This is a genomic window from Maricaulis parjimensis, assembly GCF_016817355.1.
GTDB classification, from domain to species: domain Bacteria; phylum Pseudomonadota; class Alphaproteobacteria; order Caulobacterales; family Maricaulaceae; genus Maricaulis; species Maricaulis parjimensis.
Genome location: NZ_JADOTT010000003.1, coordinates 251,304 through 269,459, shown reverse-complemented (window position 1 = coordinate 269,459; position 18,156 = coordinate 251,304). Strand labels below are relative to the sequence as shown.

14 protein-coding genes are annotated in these 18,156 nt (G+C 63.5%); 7 read left to right on the top strand and 7 right to left on the bottom strand.

Going from position 1 to position 18,156, the window contains the following annotated elements; all coding sequences use genetic code 11:
• Window position 1: 1 nt before the first annotated feature.
• The 3 genes from I0K07_RS06950 to I0K07_RS06940 all read right to left on the bottom strand — a co-directional run bounded on the left by I0K07_RS06950 (window position 2) and on the right by I0K07_RS06940 (window position 4,373).
• Window positions 2-583, bottom strand: coding sequence for a hypothetical protein (locus I0K07_RS06950; protein ID WP_203292112.1), 582 nt, complete (start codon window positions 581-583; stop codon window positions 2-4).
• A gap of 3 nt (window positions 584-586) precedes the next feature.
• Window positions 587-1,636, bottom strand: a complete 1,050-nt coding sequence (locus tag I0K07_RS06945) for a hypothetical protein (RefSeq protein ID WP_203292111.1) — start codon at window positions 1,634-1,636, stop codon at window positions 587-589.
• Between the two features lie 190 nt (window positions 1,637-1,826).
• Window positions 1,827-4,373, bottom strand: a complete 2,547-nt coding sequence (locus tag I0K07_RS06940) for a TonB-dependent receptor (protein ID WP_203292110.1) — start codon at window positions 4,371-4,373, stop codon at window positions 1,827-1,829.
• Between the two features lie 272 nt (window positions 4,374-4,645).
• Between I0K07_RS06940 and I0K07_RS06935 the strand changes: the two genes are divergently transcribed.
• Together I0K07_RS06935 and I0K07_RS06930 are read left to right on the top strand one after the other, a co-directional pair.
• Window positions 4,646-6,688 (top strand): S9 family peptidase, encoded by a 2,043-nt coding sequence (locus tag I0K07_RS06935; protein WP_338041036.1) that lies wholly within the window; start codon window positions 4,646-4,648, stop codon window positions 6,686-6,688.
• 6 nt (window positions 6,689-6,694) lie between these two features.
• Window positions 6,695-7,636 (top strand): carbon-nitrogen hydrolase family protein, encoded by a 942-nt coding sequence (locus I0K07_RS06930; protein ID WP_203292109.1) that lies wholly within the window; start codon window positions 6,695-6,697, stop codon window positions 7,634-7,636.
• Here the strand turns inward: I0K07_RS06930 and I0K07_RS06925 are convergent.
• Together I0K07_RS06925 and I0K07_RS06920 are read right to left on the bottom strand one after the other, a co-directional pair.
• Window positions 7,633-8,262 carry a glutathione S-transferase family protein gene (locus I0K07_RS06925; protein ID WP_203292108.1) on the bottom strand — a complete coding sequence of 210 codons (630 nt, stop codon included), beginning with the start codon at window positions 8,260-8,262 and terminating at the stop codon, window positions 7,633-7,635. The two genes, I0K07_RS06930 and I0K07_RS06925, sit on opposite strands and share 4 nt — an antisense overlap.
• A 46-nt stretch (window positions 8,263-8,308) precedes the next feature.
• Window positions 8,309-10,027 (bottom strand): amidase, encoded by a 1,719-nt coding sequence (locus I0K07_RS06920; RefSeq protein ID WP_203292107.1) that lies wholly within the window; start codon window positions 10,025-10,027, stop codon window positions 8,309-8,311.
• Between the two features lie 182 nt (window positions 10,028-10,209).
• On the opposite strand from I0K07_RS06920, the gene I0K07_RS06915 reads away from it, so the two are divergent.
• The 4 genes from I0K07_RS06915 (at window position 10,210) to I0K07_RS06900 (ending at window position 13,195) form a co-directional block, all read left to right on the top strand.
• Window positions 10,210-11,136, top strand: a complete 927-nt coding sequence (locus I0K07_RS06915) for a hypothetical protein (RefSeq protein ID WP_203292106.1) — start codon at window positions 10,210-10,212, stop codon at window positions 11,134-11,136.
• A 56-nt stretch (window positions 11,137-11,192) separates the two neighbouring features.
• A complete protein-coding gene (locus I0K07_RS06910) occupies window positions 11,193-11,978 on the top strand; it encodes a hypothetical protein (protein ID WP_203292105.1) in 786 nt (261 codons plus the stop codon).
• Between the two features lie 127 nt (window positions 11,979-12,105).
• Entirely contained in the window at window positions 12,106-12,432 is a 327-nt protein-coding gene (locus I0K07_RS06905; RefSeq protein WP_203292104.1) for a hypothetical protein, read from the top strand.
• A 91-nt stretch (window positions 12,433-12,523) separates the two neighbouring features.
• Window positions 12,524-13,195 (top strand): glutathione S-transferase family protein, encoded by a 672-nt coding sequence (locus I0K07_RS06900; protein ID WP_203292103.1) that lies wholly within the window; start codon window positions 12,524-12,526, stop codon window positions 13,193-13,195.
• 3 nt (window positions 13,196-13,198) lie between these two features.
• On the opposite strand, the gene I0K07_RS06895 is transcribed toward I0K07_RS06900, so the two are convergent.
• On the bottom strand, window positions 13,199-14,122 hold the full coding sequence (locus I0K07_RS06895; protein ID WP_203292102.1) for a hypothetical protein: 924 nt from the start codon (window positions 14,120-14,122) through the stop codon (window positions 13,199-13,201).
• 140 nt (window positions 14,123-14,262) lie between these two features.
• Between I0K07_RS06895 and I0K07_RS06890 the strand changes: the two genes are divergently transcribed.
• Window positions 14,263-16,194 carry a glycosyltransferase family 2 protein gene (locus I0K07_RS06890; RefSeq protein WP_203292101.1) on the top strand — a complete coding sequence of 644 codons (1,932 nt, stop codon included), beginning with the start codon at window positions 14,263-14,265 and terminating at the stop codon, window positions 16,192-16,194.
• Here I0K07_RS06890 and I0K07_RS06885 read toward each other — a convergent pair.
• On the bottom strand, window positions 16,191-18,101 hold the full coding sequence (locus I0K07_RS06885) for a cellulose biosynthesis cyclic di-GMP-binding regulatory protein BcsB (RefSeq protein ID WP_203292100.1): 1,911 nt from the start codon (window positions 18,099-18,101) through the stop codon (window positions 16,191-16,193). The genes I0K07_RS06890 and I0K07_RS06885 overlap by 4 nt on opposite strands.
• Window positions 18,102-18,156 lie beyond the last annotated feature (55 nt).

Sequence of the window (18,156 nt, the reverse complement as noted above, 5' to 3'; positions counted from 1 at the left end):
ACTAGGCCGACAGGGATTTGGCCTGTTCCACCCACTGATCGCGCACGATCCGGCCGCGGCCATTGATCCGGTCATCCCAGACCTCGACATCGGTCTCGGTCCACTCGGCGATATCGGCGAAGCGGGTTACCCCCCCCGCCTGCAGCGCGGCCGCCGCTTTGGGACCCAGCCCCTTGATCTTCGTCAGATCGTCCTGCCCGGCCGGTGAAGCCGGCTTGGGCGTTGCCTTGGCCTTGGCCGCCGCTTTCGGTTTGGCGGCTGACTTGGGCTTGGCCGCCGGTTTCGGCTTGGCCGGTTCGGCGACCGGTTCCGGTTTGGCGTCCTCGACCGGTGCGGCCACAGGCTTGGCTTCGGCCGGCTTGGCTTCGGCCGGTTTGGCTTCAACCGGGGTCGCTTTCACCGAGGCTTCGCCCAGACGGCGGGCCAGATTCTCGTTTTCCTGGCGCAGGCGCGCATTCTCGGCCAGGGCCTTGTCGGCCTCGGCGCTGCGCGCATCACCGCTCCAGATCTGGTAGCCAATGAAGACACCGGCCGCGATTGCCGCGAGCAAGAGGAGACCCATCTGCCAGACCAGGTAGAACATGCGCTAACCCCCGAGTGTCGTAACTGAGAACCGGATCGCCCGGTCCTGATCCTGAACCAATTCTACCGTGACCCGCGGGTCCTCGGCCACGCCATTGCCCAGAAGGACAGCGACCTCGTCCACGCGGGCCGTGTCCAGCCCCGCGGCCAGGGCCTCACGCAGCACGCTGACGGTGAGGTGCGAGTCGGACGGGCAGGACTGGAACACCCGGCCGACACGGCGCAGGGCGACGGCGGTCAACGGGCTGGGCGATGAGCCCTGACGATCAAAGCGTAGCGTGTCGGCGCCCTGGGCTGCGCGGATGATCGCGGCACAGGCCTCAACGTCCGGCACATGGGCCTGGGCCGGCATGCCGGTCGGCGTAATGATCCAGGCGCCCTGATAGGGTTCCGGCAAGCTGGACAGGGCCGAGGCCACCGATTGCGCGGTCTGCGGATTGGCCGCCTCACCAACCAGAACGCCATAACTGGATTGCAGCACCAGCGCGCCCCGGTCGAGCCGGGCCAGCTGGCCGAGCAGGCGCGTCGCTGTGTCCTGCCAGGCCGCGGACGCCGAACCGCCCGGAACTAGGGTCAAATCCGTATCGGCGCCATGGGCAAACTGGTTTTCCGCATAACGCGTCAGCGCTTCGCGGGCCGATGCGTCTGTCGCATCGCCGCGCAGCAGGACCCGGCCATTCATGGCCACATCAGCGCGGAAGACGAAACCATGCTCTAGGCGCGCATCCACGGTCTCATCGATGACGCGGGTGACGCCGCCGGCAACCCGACCGCCGGACCAGGTGGAGGCGGCCACAGTGGAGAGCGCGTCGGCGCGGGCCGTATCGGTGGGCGCGGCACCGGTCACGATGGCCGTCTGGCCATTCATGCGCACATGCGCCCAATCATGACCGCGCAGGCTGAGCGCCGACTCGGCCCCAGCCTGGAGGCGGGCCTCAATCGCGCCCACGGAAAACGGACCGACCGAAAACAGAAGCACAGCCGCGCTGAACACGGCCGCTGCTGAAATCAGCAGGACTTTGCGAACCCGGGTCGTCTTCAAGAAATTCATCATCGCGTGAAATACCATCCCCGCGCAGGGTTCAATCAGCCGAATTCGGCAGTTTCAGGGCAAGCGGCTGATTCCGGGAGTAGCATTAAAAAAGCCGCCCCTCCAGAGGGCAGAATGCCGCTTTGTAACCCCAACGAGAAAGGGCCGGAGCGATTGCCCCGGCCCTTCCCGATTTCAGAGCCGTTTGACGGGCTTAGTAGCGGGCGCGCAGCGTCAGACCATAGGTCCGCGGCTGGCCCAGGAAGGCGTTGAAGGAGCCCGACTGGAACGGACCGTCGAAGCCGACCTGGATGTAGTCTTCGTCAAACAGGTTGCGGCCCCACAGTTCCAGCGACCAGCTCTCGTCGGCCGAGGTGACACCCACGCGGCCGTTGAAGATCGCATAGGCTTCCTGGATCTTCTCGGCGTCGAGGTCGGAACCGGTATTCTGTTCCGACACCCAGCGGCCATCGAGGTGCGCCAGCCAGGTCATGCCGTTGTCGAAATCACCTTCATAGGTGATCGCACCGGACGTGTACCATTTCGGCGAGAGCGAGAAGTTCTGGCCGGACAGGGCGTCCACATCGGCGGTACCCGTCGGAGCGAACGTGTCATAAGCCGCGTCCGCATAGGTCACGCCACCCTGAACCGTCAGGCCCGGAAGAGATTCCGGCAGCCACAGGATTTCCATTTCACCACCCTGAGTCGACGCACCGTCGATCGAGGTGACGAAGAAGGAAATGCCGTTGAACGTGTTCAGCTGGTAGTTCTCGAAGTCGGAACGGAACAGGTAGAAGTTGGCCAGGATCGTGTCATTGGCCCACTCCGTCTTGATACCGATCTCGAAGCTGTCGACCGTTTCCGGTGCGAAGGCCGCCGGATAGGTTTCCGGATTGGCCAGAACACTGGTGAAGTTCACAGCCTGCGTACCGGCTTGCGTGAAGCGGTCGAGGTTGAAACCACCGGCCTTGTAGCCGCGCGAATACGTACCATAGGCCAGCACGTCATCGGTGAAGCGGTGCGAGACGGACGCCATGCCCGACAGCTCGTTCTCTTCAAACGACTGGGTGTGGTCGATCAGGCTGAACACGTCACGCGACTGCGGGAGGCAGGTGAACGTGCCCAGCTGGGCGAGGCTGGCAGCCGGCAGACCGGACGCGCCGGACAGGACAGACAGGAAGGTCTGGGCCTGAGGCGTGGTGAAGTCGAGAGCCGGACCCACAGCGTGTTCCCACACGGCACAAGCCGGGCTTTCGCTGTCACCCCAATCGAAGGTGGCGGCTTTTTCCGTGGACGTGTGACGCAGACCGAAGGTCAGGTCCGTGCTGTCCGTGATGCGCCAAGTGTTGTGGGTGAAGAAAGACAGGCTTTCGGAACCCTGGGTGTAGGTATCGCCATTCACGTTCCAGGCACCGGCCGGGATGCCCTGGCCCGGAGCCAGACCGACAAAGCCCGGGACCGGATTGCCGAGTGCGGCCGAGACAGCGCCGGCTGCATTGGCGATGTCGACGATCGTCGTGGCCGACGTGCCGCCGGAGGCCAGCAGGGACAGGAAGGGTTCGAAATGCGCACCCGTCAGGATGGCGTCACGGCGAACGAGCGTCTCGTTGGAGTAGTAGGTGCCGACCATCCAGTCGAAATTGTCGGTCGCACCGGACAGGCGGGCTTCGAACGTGGTCGACGCAAAATCGACCGTGTTGTCATCCGCCAGGCGGTAGACAGCATCCATGCCCGTGAAGTCGGTGTCCTGGCCGGACATCACGGAGAAGTCACGGTCGGAAGCGATCACGGTCAGGTCGAAATTGTCGAACGCCCAGTTCAGCTCACCCTGGAAACCATAATCTTCGATTTCCTGCGTGGTCGGACGGTTGGAGTTCACGACGCGGGCGAACGGATCTTCCGAACCCGGCAGTTCGCGGGCACCCGGCACCAGGGCGTTGACGATGCCAGCGGTCGGGCCGGAGACCAGGCTCGGCGCGGCGCAGCAATCTTCATCGCGGCTGGTGTAGTCGGCGCCGAGGAGGACGCTGACATTGTCGGACAGGTCGAACAGGACCTGGCCACGCATGGTGTAGAAGTTCTGGTTGGCGTCTTCCGTCTCGGTGCGCGGACCGGAGAAGGTGTTCACCGTCTGGAAGCCGTCGCGCTCACGCGTGGCACCATAGAGGCGCATGGCGACATTGTCGGTGAGACCACCGGTGACACCACCGGCCAGGCCCCAGCCGTCCGCGCCGCCGCCGGACACGGTGGCCTCGGCATGGGCACCGAACTCGTATTCCGGGCGCTTGGTGCGGATATTGATGATACCGGCCGACGTGTTGGCGCCGAATAGCGTACCCTGCGGGCCCCGCAGGACTTCGATGGCGGACAGTTCCCCCAGATCGCCGAAGCTGATGCCGTTGCGCGAACGCGGCACACCGTCGATCACGACGCCGACGGAGGATTCCAGACCCGGGTTGTCACCCACGGTACCGATGCCGCGGATGCGGACAGTGGTGGAATACTCGTTCGAGGTCGAGGTGACATTCAGGCCCGGCGCGATAACGGCCAGATCCTTGATGTCGCTCACACCGGCATTGGTGAGCAGTTCTTCGTTATAGGCCGTGACGGCAACCGGCACGTCCTGGATGCCCTGCTCACGCTTCTGGGCCGTCACGGTGATGACGTCCACGGTGCGAGCTTCCTGGGCGACAGCTGCGCCCGAGGTCAGGGCGATGGCAGATGTTGCGGCAAGCAAAAGGGTGCGATGAATCGCTGACATACTCTATCTTCCTCCCGTTGGTCGGCGGCTTGGGACCGCCTGTCGTTCACGACCAGTTTCCTAAGTCGGGTATGGTCGCGGCCGGACACTTATCAATTTCTCCCGCCACGTGAAGACGGTTTTCTGCAATTTTGCGCCTTCGCACCTGCAGCGGCTGCTTTTTGGGGCGTTTTCCGACCCTGTGTTGCATACCTGTCACATCCGAGAGGATCGCTGATTGCGAAACCCGCTCTCACCGGCTTACACTCACGCCGGGCTCAGGGAGTGGAATTGTGACGATTCGTATTGCTGCATTAATCATTTCGGTCTTGTTTTGCTCCCCGATCTGGGCCCAGCCACCCCGTCCGATACAGCCGGAAGACGTGTTTGAGCTGGAAGCCGCTTCCAGCCCGCAAATTTCAGCCGACGGTATGGTGGTCGCCTTTGTGCGTCGCACAAATGACATCGAGACAGACCGCACGCGATCGGCCATCTGGCTGGTCTCGGCGGACGGAGAAAACCTGCGTCCGCTCACCGCCGCGAATGGCGAGAGCCACACGCCGCGCTGGTCGCCCGACGGGCAATTCCTCGCTTTTGTCATGCAAAGCGATACCGGCGCGTCCTTGCAGGTCTATGACCGTGAGAATGGGCGCGTCACCAAGCTGACCAATCTGGAAACGGGCCTGAATGATCTCGCCTGGTCACCGGACGGCGAACATATCGCCTGGGCGGCTTTTGTCATGGCGCCAGGCGTGGCAGCAGCCCCCCTGCCCGATCGTGGCGAGCATGACTGGGCCCCGGCCGCCCAGGTCGAGGACCGGCTCAATTTCCGGTTCGACGGAAGCGGCAATATTCCCAATGGCCGGCTGCAGCTTTTCCTGATGGCCGTGGATGGTGCCGAAGTCCGGCAGCTGACCGATGATGAACTCGGCGCATCGGGCGATTTTGCCTGGGACCGCGATGGCGCTTCGCTGGTCTTCTCTGCCGACCGCCGGTCGGACGGCGAAGGACAGGCACCGGACTCCGAGCTGTTCCGCCTGATGCTGGAAGACGGATCGATCACCCGGCTCACCGACCGGCGCGGCCCGGACACCAATCCGCAACCCTCGCCGGACGGCCGCCATCTCGCCTATCTTGGTTTCGATGACCAACGGATGGGCTATCACAATACCGAGCTCTATCTGGCCGGACCGGATGCGGGTGAGCCGGTTTCCCTGACCGAGGCGCTGGACCGCACCATCAATGCCTACCAGTGGAGCGCGGACGGCCAGTCGCTCTACATCCAGTATGACGATCATGGCGGTACGGATATCGCGCGCGTATCACTGGACGGGGCAATCGAGCCGGTTGCCAGCGGACTGATCGGGCCGACCTTTGGCCGCGCCTATACCGGCGGGAGCTTCTCCGTATCCGACACGGATGTGCTGGCCGTCACAGCAGGCTCTTCAATGATACCGGCGGAAATCGCGGTCGGACCAGCCGGCGGCGAACTCACCCGGATCACAGATCTGAATGCCGACATATTGCCGCGTCTCAGCCTGTCGGAGGCCGAGGATATCCGCTGGGCCTCGCCGCATGACGGCCGGGAAATCCAGGGCTGGGTCCTGTATCCGCCAGACTTTGACCCATCGCGGGAATACCCGCTCCTGCTGGAAATCCATGGCGGCCCCTTCTCAGCCTATGGCCCCAGTTTTTCCGCCGAATTCCAGCTCTATGCGGCGGCGGGCTATGTCGTGCTCTACACCAATCCGCGCGGCTCGACCTCCTATGGCTATGAGTTCGCCAACCTGATCCATCACGATTATCCCGGTCATGATTATGATGACCTGATGGGCGCGGTGGATCACATGATCGCCCGCGGCTTCATCGATGAGGAACGGCTCTTCGTAACCGGTGGATCCGGTGGCGGTGTGCTGACGGCCTGGATCATCGGCAATACCGACCGGTTCGCCGCAGCCGCTGTCGTCAAACCCGTGATCAATTGGTCCAGTTTTGTGCTCTATTCCGACCTCCCGCAATTCTTCTACCGCTACTGGTTCGCCAGCGCGCCCTGGGAGGATCCGGAGGAATATTGGCGCCGCTCGCCGCTCTCGCTGGTGGGCAATGTCTCCACACCGACCCTGATGATGGTCGGCGGAGCCGATGTCCGCACGCCGCGGTCAGAGACGGAACAATACTATTCCGCCCTGCATCTTCGTGGTGTGCCGACCCGGCTGGTCGTCATTCCTGACAGTTTCCACTCGATCTCGAATTCACGGCCCAGCCGCCTGTTGAGCAAGGTCGGTGAAATCCTGCGCTGGTTCGACATGTATGATCCGGGCGCAGAGGCGGACTGACCGGAGATGGCAGGCGAGACCCTGAAACTGGCGGCCATCCAGGCCGCTCCGGTCTTCTTCGACAAGGCGGCCTCGCTGGAAAAGGCCTGTGAGCTGATTGCGGAAGCCGGTCGCAAGGGCGCCACGATTGCCGCGTTTGGCGAGACATGGCTGCCCGGATATCCCTTCTTCATCGAAGCGCCGCTGGGCGATGTCTGGTGGGAAGCGGCCGCCGCCTATCTGGAAAACGCCATCACCCTGCCCGGCCCGGAAACGGACCGGCTCTGCCAGGCGGCGCGCCAGGCCGGGATCGACGTCGTAATCGGGATCGCCGAGCTCGATCCGGCAACGCGCGGGACCGTCTATGCCAGCCTCGTCTTCATCAGCCGCGACGGCGAGATTCTCGGCCGGCACCGCAAGCTGAAGCCGACGCATCATGAGCGTTCGGTCTGGGCGGATGGCGATGCCGAGGGGCTGCGCGTGCATGAGCGGCCCTATGGCCGCCTGTCCGGGTTGAATTGCTGGGAGCACAATATCGTCCTGCCCGGCTTCAGCCTGATCGCCCAGGGCACGCAGATCCATATCGCCGCCTGGCCCGGACGCGAGCCGGAACAGGCGCCGCGCGATCCGGTCTGGTCCCGCCAGATCCTGCTGTCGCGCGCCTTTGCCAGCCAGGCCGGGGCCTATGTCATTGCACCGGCCGGCTTGCGGCTGAACGAGCATGTGCCTGAACGCTTCCGCTCGCTGAGCACGTTCGAGCATACCGGGCAGAGCGCGATCATTGATCCGCGCGGCGAGATCATTGCCGGACCGATGGAAGGCGAAGGCATTCTGATGGCCGATGCCTCGCTGGACGAAGTGCGCAAAGCAAAGTCGGCCTGCGATCCGGCCGGTCATTATTCCCGGCCGGACCTGTTCGAACTCAAGCTGAAAGGCGAGACGATCTACCCACCCCGCAAGCCGGGCTAGGCCTTGGCACTGGGCCGGTTTGCGACCGCTTCATACCAGCGGTGCAAGGCTTCATACTCTTCGGGGACCGGCAATTTGATCCAGCGGCAGAAGTCGATCAGGGTCAGGCCGGCGATGTCGGCAGCGCTGAAATTGTCCCCGGCCAGGAAAGCGGTTTCCTGCAGGCGCTCATCCATGACTTTCAGGAAGGCTTCCGCACGGGCCCGGCCGCGTTCGGCGAGTTCGGGGATCTGCGAATACCGCTGCGGGCCGGTGATGGCATTGTCCTTGAAGAATTCGGACCGGTTCCGCAGGGCTTCGGCGACGCCCATCATGCCTTCGCTTTCCACCCGGACCCACCATTCCGCGACCAGGGCTTTCTCGACCGGGGTCGAGCCCATCAGGGGCGGTTGGGGATAAACCTCTTCCAGATAGCGGGCGATCGAGGCGTTATCGCACAGCACGGTACCGTCCTCGAGCTGGAGAGCGGGCACGGTGCAGCGTGGATTGACGGCGCGGAACCAGTCCTCGAACTGGGCCTTCTCCCCCAGATCGACCTGGATGGTTTCAACTTCAATGCCTTTTTCGGCCATGAAAATGCGGGCGCGGCGCGGATTGGGCGCAGCGGTGTAGTCATAGTATTTCATATCTCTCCCTCAGGCGGTTTTCCGCCCTTTTTCAAATGGTTGGGGGCTAGCCGAATTCCGGCGGACGGGTCTCCGAGACGCCGAGCCGGGCTTCGATCGCCCGCCCCAGCGCGACGATCTTGCCTTCCTCGAACAGGGGCGCCCACAGGCTGGTGGTCTGCGGCACGGTGAAGCGCGGCCCCTCGGCGCCGGGCTGGTTGCCGCCGAAAATCGTGCGGGAGGGCTGTTCGGAGAAACCGGAGCGGAAGGCAAGTTGCGGGTGGCCGGTATAATTGGTGATGACCAGCATTCCGGCGGCGTAGTTCGGGCCGATGATTGCATCAAGCCCTTCAAAAACCTCAGCCATATCCTGCATGACCTGACGGCGCAGACGGTCGATATTGATCAGGTCGACCGCTGAAATGAAACGGGCACGGCGCCAGGTGTTCGGCCAGGCATTCGGCGCCTGCCAGACCATGCTGTCATCCTCGCCAGACAGGGTGAGATGCTCGAAAGCCGCCGCGGACTCGGCCTCCACGACAGCATAGAGCGCATCGATGCGACGCTGGGGCAGTTCGAACTCGACCAGGTCCACACCGGCATCACGGGCGGCCTGCAATGCGGCCCGATCGGCATCAGAACCGGACTCGAACCATGACGGATTGTAACCGACGCGCATGCCCCGCACGTCCATTCCGGCATCAATATCCAATCCCATGGCAATCGATCCGGCGTCGCCTGAATCATAGCCATTGATCGCGGAGAGAACGAAGGCCGTATCCTCCACGGCGCGGCAAATCGGACCGATCTTGTCGAGCGACCAGCACAAGGCCATGGCGCCGGCGCGGGAGACCCGGCCGAAGGTCGGACGCAGCCCGGTCGTGCCGCAGCGATTGGAGGGCGAGACGATGGAACCGAGCGTCTCGGTGCCGATCCCGAATCCGACCAGGGCGGCCGAGGTGGCCGAAGCCGAACCGGCGCTGGAGCCGGAAGAGCCCTCATTCGGATTGAAAGGATTGCGGGTCAGGCCATCAAACCAGCGGTCACCATAGGCGATCGCGCCATTCGTGGTCTTGCCGAGAAGGACGGCGCCGGCCTCGCGCAGGAGGGTGGCGATATGGGCATCACTCTCGGCGACGCGGTCGCGATAGGGTTCCGCACCCCAGGTGGCGGGAATACCGGCGACATCGATGATGTCCTTCATGCCATAGGGAATGCCGTGCAACGGACCGCGATGACGGCCGGCCGCCAGGTCGGCGTCGCAGGCATCCGCTTCGGCGCGCGCGACATCCGGTGTCACGGTGACAAAGCATTCCAGGCGGGAACCATATTGTTCGATCCGCGAGAGATAGATTTCGGTGAGGCGGCGCGACGACAGGGCTCCGCTGGCGATCCAGGATGAGAGTTTCCAGACCGGTGCAAAGGCGATGTCGGCATCGTCCGAGGGCAGAGGCCCGGCGGACTGGCCGGACGGGGTGAGACCGGCGGTCTGTTCGCGAAAGCTGGCGCCTGGCAGGCGCGGATCAAAGACGGTGGCCGGAGCGAGCGCATTCGGCTTGTCGACGGCCCGCAGGCGCGATTTCTGGGCGATCCATTCATCGATCTCCAGAACCACCTGTTCACGTTCGGCTTCGGTGTATTCGATGTCGAAGAGAGCTTCGGCGCACTGGACGGTCTCGGTCGTCACACGATCCTGACCGAGGGCGGATCCGGCAGCGCCGGCCGTGAGCGCGGCAACAGCGCCTCCCTTGAGCAGGCTGCGGCGGCTGGCATCAAAGCTTTTCATGGATTTCCCCCTAAATCTCCTGCCCGGAAAACTGGGCCGGTGCGGGGGCGGTTTCAATCCCAACCTTCGCCGGGATGAACACTTTCACCCACAAATTGCCTTAATCCGCCCCATTTCACTTCACAATTGATCATTAACCCTAGTTCACGTGCCCATGCGGGCGTTCAAGCGGGGGAGAGGCCATGCCCTTGGATCAAACAGTTCTGGACCGGTCGGATTTCCGAGACGACCTCGTCGAAATGCGTCCGGAGATTGCCGAGTTTCGTGACACGCGGTCACCGGCCGCGATGATTGCGCTGTCGCGCGCTTCCGCCATTGCCCGCGCACGGCTGGCGGACCTGCGCAAATTCCGCCGCACCTGGGGCGGCGCCGTGGAGGATGCACCGGGCACCGAGGCGAAACCGGCCATCAAGCCGATCGACCGGGCCGCCATCTATCCGCAATCGCACATCCTGCACTTTTCCGTGCTGGCGACGCTGGTCCTGTTTGAAGGCCTGGCCAATGCCTATTTCTTCTCGAAGGGCTCTGATCTGGGCCTGCTGGGCGGCTGGCTGCAGGCGATCACCGTGTCCTTCACGAATGTGATCGCGGCCTTCTTCCTGGTGGGCTTCATCGGCCTGCGCCACATGTCCAACCGCCACAAGCCGATCCTTGCCGGACTGGCCGCTGTGGGTGTCGGTCTGACCGTGGTTGCCCTTCTCATGCTGAACCTGACCGCCTCGCACTTCCGCGATCTGCTGGAATTCAATGCGGCCACGCTGGCACTGGGTGGTGCTGAAACCACGGGGACGGTGCTGACGCCGGTGACCGAAGCCCGGACCAATCCGTTCGGCATCGAGACACTGGAAGCCCTGCTGCTCTTCGTGCTCGGCTCGACCTTTGCGGTCATCGCCGCCTTCAAGGGCCGCACATTTGACGATGCCATTCCGGGCTATGGCGGTGTGACCCGCCGTCTGGAATCGGCCTCCCGAGACCTCGAAAAAGCCCTGGAAACTGGCTGGAAAGACGCCAAGAAACTCTCCCAGGGTGAACTGGAAGACCTGGTCGAGGCGAAAAACCTGCTCGACGAGATCTGCAACGATCTGGCCGGACCGGGCGACCAGCGTTAAGCTTTGTCCCATCGGCAGAGGAATCTGCCGATGGGGACACCAGCGACGGAGGGGGCATGTCCGGACGCGACGCCATCGGGCTTTTCAATCTTGTGATCATTGCGGCGGTGCTGGGCGCGGTCAGCTACGCCGCCTTCGTGCTGAAGCCGGCCGAGTATGACAGCCAGACCCTGTGCCTGGCCGATGCGGTACCGCCGCACCGCGTGGTGGTGATCGACAAGACCGACCTCTATTCCCCGACGCAAGCCGACCATATTGCCGGTCTGATCCTGGCGGAACGCAATGCGCTGGCCGTCGGCGAACGCCTCTCGCTCTACGAACTCAATGAAAGCGGTGAGCTGCGCAATACCAACCGCTTCTCCCTGTGCAATCCGGGTGCGGGCGAGCAGGTCAATCCGCTCTATCGCAATCCGGAACGCATCCAGGCCCGCTATGAAGCCTTGTTTGCCGGGCCACTGGACCGCGCCCTGGCCGACCTGGTCACGCCCAAGGATGCGCCCTCTTCCCCGATCATCGAGGCCCTGGCCCGCCTGGGCCTGGACCCGGCCTTCGACCGGACTGTGCCCGGCCGCCGCATCGTCCTGGTCTCGGACATGCTGCAGAATTCGGAGGTCTTCTCCGTCTATGGACGCCGCCGGGCCTTCGAAGACCGTGTGCCGCCGGTGGACGAGGTCGCTGCGGCGATCCGGGACACCTACGGCGACAGCCTGCGCGGGGTGCAGCTGGAAATCCGTTTGATCCCCCGGGAGAATTGGGAAATCGAGCAGCGCGGCATTCTGATGGATTACTGGAATGCCGTTTTCCAGCAATTGGGCATCCGCGCCTACTGGGCTGACATCTGAACCCGCCTTCGAGGTTTTCCACAATCCAGCACCGTGAATGCATAGAATATGCATTCACCTGAATCAGCACGCGGCACACAATATCTAGTGTTCGGTGAATTGAGCACCGCTAGCTATTGGGTGATCCATGCCATTCCCGCTTCTGAAAGAACAAGCCGCCCGCGGCGGTCTTTCGGCCGAAGCCCGTGCCCTGGCTGACAAGGACTTGCTGACCTTCTGTGCGCGGCAGGCTCATCTGACGGAATTGGCCTTCACCCTGGCTGATCACGGCCATACTCATGTCGGTCATGTCGCCCGGCTCAGCCTCTACACGATCATGGATCTGGCGGGCGGCAATCGCGCGCTGGCGGAAGAACTGAACCACCGGCTCAATCATGCCGGTCTGGGCCTGGATCTGGAGCTGCAAGGCTGGGAAGCGCCCGAAGGCGAGAGCATCGCCCCAATGATCGACTGACCAACCGCATAAATTGAGACGGCAGGCATTGCCCTGACACCGCTCCGGCCTATCTTTCCCGAAAATTCTGCGTCCAGACGGAAAGACGGCCATGATCACAGTGCATCACCTCAATAATTCCCGCTCCCAGCGCGTGCTCTGGCTGCTGGAGGAAATCGGTTGTGACTACACGATCGAGAAGTACATGCGGGACAGTGAGACCATGCGTGCGCCGGCCTCGCTGAAAGCGGTCCACCCGCTGGGCAAGTCGCCGGTGGTGACTGACGGGGATGTAACGGTCGCCGAGTCCGGTGCCATCATGGAATACCTGGTCGACACCTATGCGCCGGGCCTCAAGCCGGAAGCCGGCACGGCCGCGCATCGCGCCTATGTCTACTGGATGCATTTCGCAGAAGGCTCGGCCATGCCGCCCATGCTGATCCGGCTTCTCGTGGACCAGATCGGCAAGGCCAAGATGCCCTTCTTTGCCAAACCCATCGCCAAGCAGATCGTGGCCCGTCTGCGCGCATTCGTGGATCCGGAAATCGACAATATCTTCCGCTATATCGAAGATGTACTGGGCCAGTCGGAATGGCTGGCGGGTGATGCGTTCACGGCAGCCGACATGCAGATGAGCTTTCCGCTGGAAGCCGCCGCGGCGCGGGCCGGCCTGGACAAGACAGCCTATCCCAATATCCACGCCTGGCTGGACCGCATCCACGCCCGTCCGGCCTATGCGAAGGCTTTGGAGAAGGGTGGCGAATACGGGATTGTCGGCAGCTAGGCCTCAGCCCTGAACGCGGAAACCGATCCGGAAAATCGCTCCGGAATAGGACCGGCTGGCGATGTTGGAGTCATTGTCGACATAGCCGGCCTCGCCATAGAGCGAGAAACGGTCACCGAACGGACGCTCGGCACCGGCCACGGCTTCCCAGCGGCTGTCGGACCGGGCGAAAGGCTCGGCCAGGGAAAACGCCCCGTCATAATCGCGCTCGACCAGTTCCAGCTGGACATGACCGGTCGCCTGCATCCCCAGCGGGGTCCAGGCCCGGGCGCGGGCGCGCCATTCATCATGGGAGAAGCGATCAGCATCGGCGTCAGCGGTCTTGTAGTAGAGGTCCGCGCGCGCACCGCCCCTGCGGTCTTCTGAATACCAGAACTGCTCAATGCCGGCACGCCATTGGGACTGGTCCAGACCGGCCACGACCTGGTCGCCGAAATCATAATTCGTGTGGCGCAGGCGGATGACGGTCTCCCGATTGGCCACGCCGCGATAGCGCAACTGCCCCTCGCCTTCCAGCCGGGTGTAGTGCGTGTCGCCATCACGCTGCATCCAGGAGGCAGAGCCGTTGAAACGCGCCTGCCAGTTTTCCCCGACCGGCGTCCAGTACTGGATGCGCGGGGTCAGAAGAACAGAATTGAGATCATCACGATCATCGAAGGCGCGCAGGCGAACCTGTTGTTCGAACCGCCAGACCCGGCCCTGCCCGGTCGGCTGGACCCAGCGCAGCCAGGTATTGCTGTCGATACCGGTCTCCAGATCGGACACGCCGCCCGGCTCGATGGTATCGGAGTCGATGAAGGGGTCGGACCGTTCCACACCATTCTCGGATCGGTATTCGAACCGGCCGTCCTGGCCGTGTGCAAGGGACGGGATCATCACCAGGCAAGCTGCCACTCCGCCCAACCAGTTCAAACCTGTGTTTTTCACGACCAATCCCCTGTCTTCACATGGATTTCAGCTTATCGCCCAAGCCGGTCGGAGGCTATCGCTTTGACGCAACAAAATTGCTAGTCTTCAGGCTTGGCAAGGGATGCGCCGGACCGGCGTTGTAACGGGTTGAGTGTCGGATGTCGGGTCGCGAACGCCAGCAGGGCAGAGACACGGACGGTTTCGTCCAGCCGGCCGAATTTTACCGGTCCGTCGACAGCGCGCCCAAGGGGATCAGCGTCAAGCGCGACCGGTCAGCGACCGACGGCTTCCTGATCACCTTCACTGCCCTGACAATGCTCGCCCTGTCGGGTGCCGCCTACATCAATGACCGGGTGCCCGGCGCCATTCCCACCGATCTGATCTTCTTCACGGCGGACCGGTTCAATGCGGTCCTGCCGATCCGGATATTCCTGGTCCTCTTCTTTGTGACCTATGCCGGTTATGCGCACGGCCCGATCCTGGCCCGTATCCGGCTGGGACTGAGCTTTCTGCTGAAGCTGGGTGCCATCGCGCTTCTGGTGGACAATCTGGCCTATCTGTCCTGGGCCTATGCCGATGCGGTCTGGCCGGTCTATGTGCAACAAATCCTGGTTGGCCTGTCCGGCCTGGCCATCTTTCCGCACACCGTGCTCAATCAAGCCCGCCTGCCCTGCCCGTCCGGATCCCCGGTCAAGCGGCGGGGGAAATTCTTCGAGTACGCGCTGGTCTTTGGCGCGGTCACGATAGCCGGCCTGTGCGCCACCATCGCCGTCACCGTCTTCAATGAAGACGTCGTCACCCTGCGCAATTTCGCCCTCTTGGGCGGGATGGGCCCGGGCGTCTTCCTGGCGCAGCAGCTCTTCACCCTGCAGCTGGGCCTGGTGGGTACGATCCGCAACCAGATCTCCGGCCGCAAAGCGTTCAGCCCGCCGGTGGCAGTCCTGGTTCCCGCCCATAATGAGAGCCATCTGATCGCCAAGACGATCGACGCAATCGATGCGGCTGCCGCCTGCTATGACGGGCCGGTCCGGATCGTGTTGATGGATAATTGCTCGGTCGACAATACGGCCGAGATTGCCGAAGAGGCCCTGGCGCGCTGCCGCTGTGCCCGCGGCGAGGTGATCGACAGCCCGGTTCCCGGCAAGGCCAAGGCCCTCAATCACGGGTTGGAACTGATCGATGAGGATTTCATTGTCCGGATCGATGCCGACACTCAGATCGACCGGAAAGCGCTGCGCATCGCCATGCGCCATTTCGCCAATGACAATGTCGGCTCGGTCGGCGGCCTGCCCCTGCCCTTCAAGAATAATGGTACGCTGGGCAAGTTCCGGGCGATCGAAGTGCTCAACCGGCACGGCTTTTTCCAGGTGGCGCTGGGCGCGTTCAACGGGATTCTCGGCCTGCCCGGCATGTTCGTCATCTATCGCCGTGATGTGCTGATGGAAGCGGGCGGGATCACCGAGGAAATGAATGGCGAGGATACGGATATCGTCCTGCGCATGACCAATCTGGGCTATCGCGCCGTGTCCGACCCGTCCGCCCGGTTCCGGACGGAAGTCCCCGAAACGATCGCCCATTTGCGCGAGCAGAGAACGCGCTGGTTCCGTAGCCTGTATCACGTGACCGCCCATAACCGGCGCATGCTGTTCCAGGGCAATCTGATCACGGGCGCGGTCGTCCTGCCCTTCACGCTGATGAATGGCGCCCGGCGGGCGATGATGGCACCGCTGGCCATCTATGGCGCCCTGCTCTTCTTCGTGTTTGGCGGGATATATGACCACCCGCATCTGGTGACGGTGATTGCTGTCCTGCTGGGCATGCCCTTCGTCATGTCGAGCCTGGTCGTGCTGTTCTGGCGCCGGCCGGACCTGTTGTTCTACATGCCGCTCTATATGGGTTTCCGCCTGCTGCGCTCCTACTACACGCTGGGCGCCATCCTCACCCTGGTCTATCCGCTGCGCGCGTCGGAGCGCGACTTCTTCCCACCCAAACCGCTGCAGGACGGCGTGTTCGGCGAGGCCGACGACGCGGCTGACTGGGAGGAAGAGGCGGAGACGGCGCCGGACGAAACCGGCGCCGACTGGCGTTAGTCGAGGATCAGAACCGCACCGAGACCGTGGACCACGGCGGCCTGTTCCTGGCCGATCCGGGCCGTCATCAGCGAGGGCGGACGATCCATGGCGTGGGCAATCAAACCGGTCACGGGGACCACCCGGTCCAGCGCGCCGCGTGTCGGACGCGGCGCCAGGGCGGTTGCGGTCTGCAGGACGGCCACCGATTCCAGATTGCTGATATCCGCCGCGGCAAACCGCTGGCTGCCCTGCACGGCGATCGTGTCTTCGCCGACATTGAAGGCGGCCTGGGCATTGGACGGATTGTGGTTCAGCGCGATGAAGTTCCGGTGCACTTCCGTGGTCCGCGGATCTGACGGGTCGACATAGGTGAGATCAATGCGGGTACGGGCCGGCACAAAGCTGGCGACGATCTCGGCACCCATCTGCAGGACGGAGAGGCGCTCTTCGCCATCCAGGTCACGCGGCACCAGGAGTTCCACCCGGTCACTGAAGGCCAGCGGCAGGCCGGCCAGACCGTTCAGCGGACGCACGACATCATCATAGAGCAGCGCCGATTCCGGCAGGAGCTGGATGGGATAGCGGCGTGCCGTGATCGTGCAGCCGCCGGCTTCGCGGTGGCGCTGGACCGAGACGCGGATGTCATTGCGCAGGGCCTGGGCGCCTTGCGGCAGGGCCAGGGTGAAGGTGTTCAGACGGCCGGTCTCGACGTGACGACTGTCGATCAGCACGCCATTGAGCTCAGTATGGACCAGATTGGTGAAATCGCCCGGGCCTTCCGGCAGGCGCAATTCCAGACGCAAACGGTCCGGAGCGCGGCCGTCCGGCATGGCGGAGAGGCCGTATTTTACGTCCCAATTGCGTTGTTCAGCGACATTCTGGACCGAGGTGTCGACCCCCATCTCACCGAACATGGTCTGGGCGGTCTGGCGCGAGGCTTCCTGGAAGGCATTCGGCTCGACGAAGGCGGTGCGGGCGATGGGCAGGAGTTCACTGGTCAGGAAGTCGACCGCGGAGGCGTTCTGCGCGTCGGTCAGACCGATCTGCACATAGCCACGGCGCTCCCAGAGCGTGGCACTCTCGCGGAGCTCACTGTCACTGACAGGCTGGAAGCCGGACCGGCTCAGCGTGTCGGCATCGCCCAGCAGGATCAGGCCACGGCCGCGCAAGCGCGACACGTCGGACATGTCGGCATAGCTGACCGAATAGCCGCGCTGGATCATGCGGGCGCCGAGGTGCAGCGCCATCGGGAAGTAATCGTCACCGGCTTGCGGCAGGGCAATGGTGACATCCGACGGCAGCAGGCTGACCACATCGCGCAGGGAGCGGATCGGCGCGCGCAGATCCATTTCCACCGCGCTGGATGGGTCGATCGTCACAACGGCACCGATGGAGCGGTCATTATGGCAAAGCTCGTCCGGCAGATCGCCGTGCAGCTGGAAGCCGACATCCAGATCGCCGCTGGTCAGGGCAGAGCGCGGCAGGGCCACGGTCCACTCGAAGTCCCTGGTCCCCGGAGCCAGGACGCGCTCCAGGACGCGCTGACCGTTCACGGTCAGGCGCAGGGCGGCGACAGCGCTGGCAGAGACATCCTGCACGCCGCGGACGACGAGACGGACCTCGCCCAGCTCGGCATCGCGCACGACAGGGAGCTTCAGAGACGCGTAAGACGGATAGCCGGAGATGAAGAGCCCGTCAGGCCGGCCGATATCCGCCAGGGTAACGGTCGCGGGCGCGCTCGTGCGCGCTTCAGCCGGGCCGGTGAAGACCCGATCCGCGAGATGCGTGAGATAGCGGCCGAAACTGCCATGACCGGCATTGAGGGCGCCGGAATTGAACAGGGTAATCACACTGGCGAGTGCGACAATTGTCAGGAAAATCGAAAACCACGGCCTGCGGCGGCGTTCACCCTCAGTGCGCTTCATGTGCTGCCTCTCGTCATCCGGAACACCCCGTCCGGATCATGCTGACCTACATCCC

What these genes read in the sequence shown, in the direction of transcription:
- I0K07_RS06920 (WP_203292107.1), bottom strand. Translation starts at nt 10,027, where the DNA reads ATGAAAAGCTTTGATGCCAGCCGCCGCAGCCTGCTCAAGGGAGGCGCT.
- I0K07_RS06925 (WP_203292108.1), bottom strand. Translation starts at nt 8,262, where the DNA reads ATGAAATACTATGACTACACCGCTGCGCCCAATCCGCGCCGCGCCCGC.
- I0K07_RS06940 (WP_203292110.1), bottom strand. Translation starts at nt 4,373, where the DNA reads ATGTCAGCGATTCATCGCACCCTTTTGCTTGCCGCAACATCTGCCATC.
- I0K07_RS06915 (WP_203292106.1), top strand. Translation starts at nt 10,210, where the DNA reads ATGCCCTTGGATCAAACAGTTCTGGACCGGTCGGATTTCCGAGACGAC.
- I0K07_RS06945 (WP_203292111.1), bottom strand. Translation starts at nt 1,636, where the DNA reads ATGATGAATTTCTTGAAGACGACCCGGGTTCGCAAAGTCCTGCTGATT.
- I0K07_RS06930 (WP_203292109.1), top strand. Translation starts at nt 6,695, where the DNA reads ATGGCAGGCGAGACCCTGAAACTGGCGGCCATCCAGGCCGCTCCGGTC.
- I0K07_RS06890 (WP_203292101.1), top strand. Translation starts at nt 14,263, where the DNA reads ATGTCGGGTCGCGAACGCCAGCAGGGCAGAGACACGGACGGTTTCGTC.
- I0K07_RS06900 (WP_203292103.1), top strand. Translation starts at nt 12,524, where the DNA reads ATGATCACAGTGCATCACCTCAATAATTCCCGCTCCCAGCGCGTGCTC.
- I0K07_RS06910 (WP_203292105.1), top strand. Translation starts at nt 11,193, where the DNA reads ATGTCCGGACGCGACGCCATCGGGCTTTTCAATCTTGTGATCATTGCG.
- I0K07_RS06950 (WP_203292112.1), bottom strand. Translation starts at nt 583, where the DNA reads ATGTTCTACCTGGTCTGGCAGATGGGTCTCCTCTTGCTCGCGGCAATC.
- I0K07_RS06905 (WP_203292104.1), top strand. Translation starts at nt 12,106, where the DNA reads ATGCCATTCCCGCTTCTGAAAGAACAAGCCGCCCGCGGCGGTCTTTCG.
- I0K07_RS06885 (WP_203292100.1), bottom strand. Translation starts at nt 18,101, where the DNA reads ATGAAGCGCACTGAGGGTGAACGCCGCCGCAGGCCGTGGTTTTCGATT.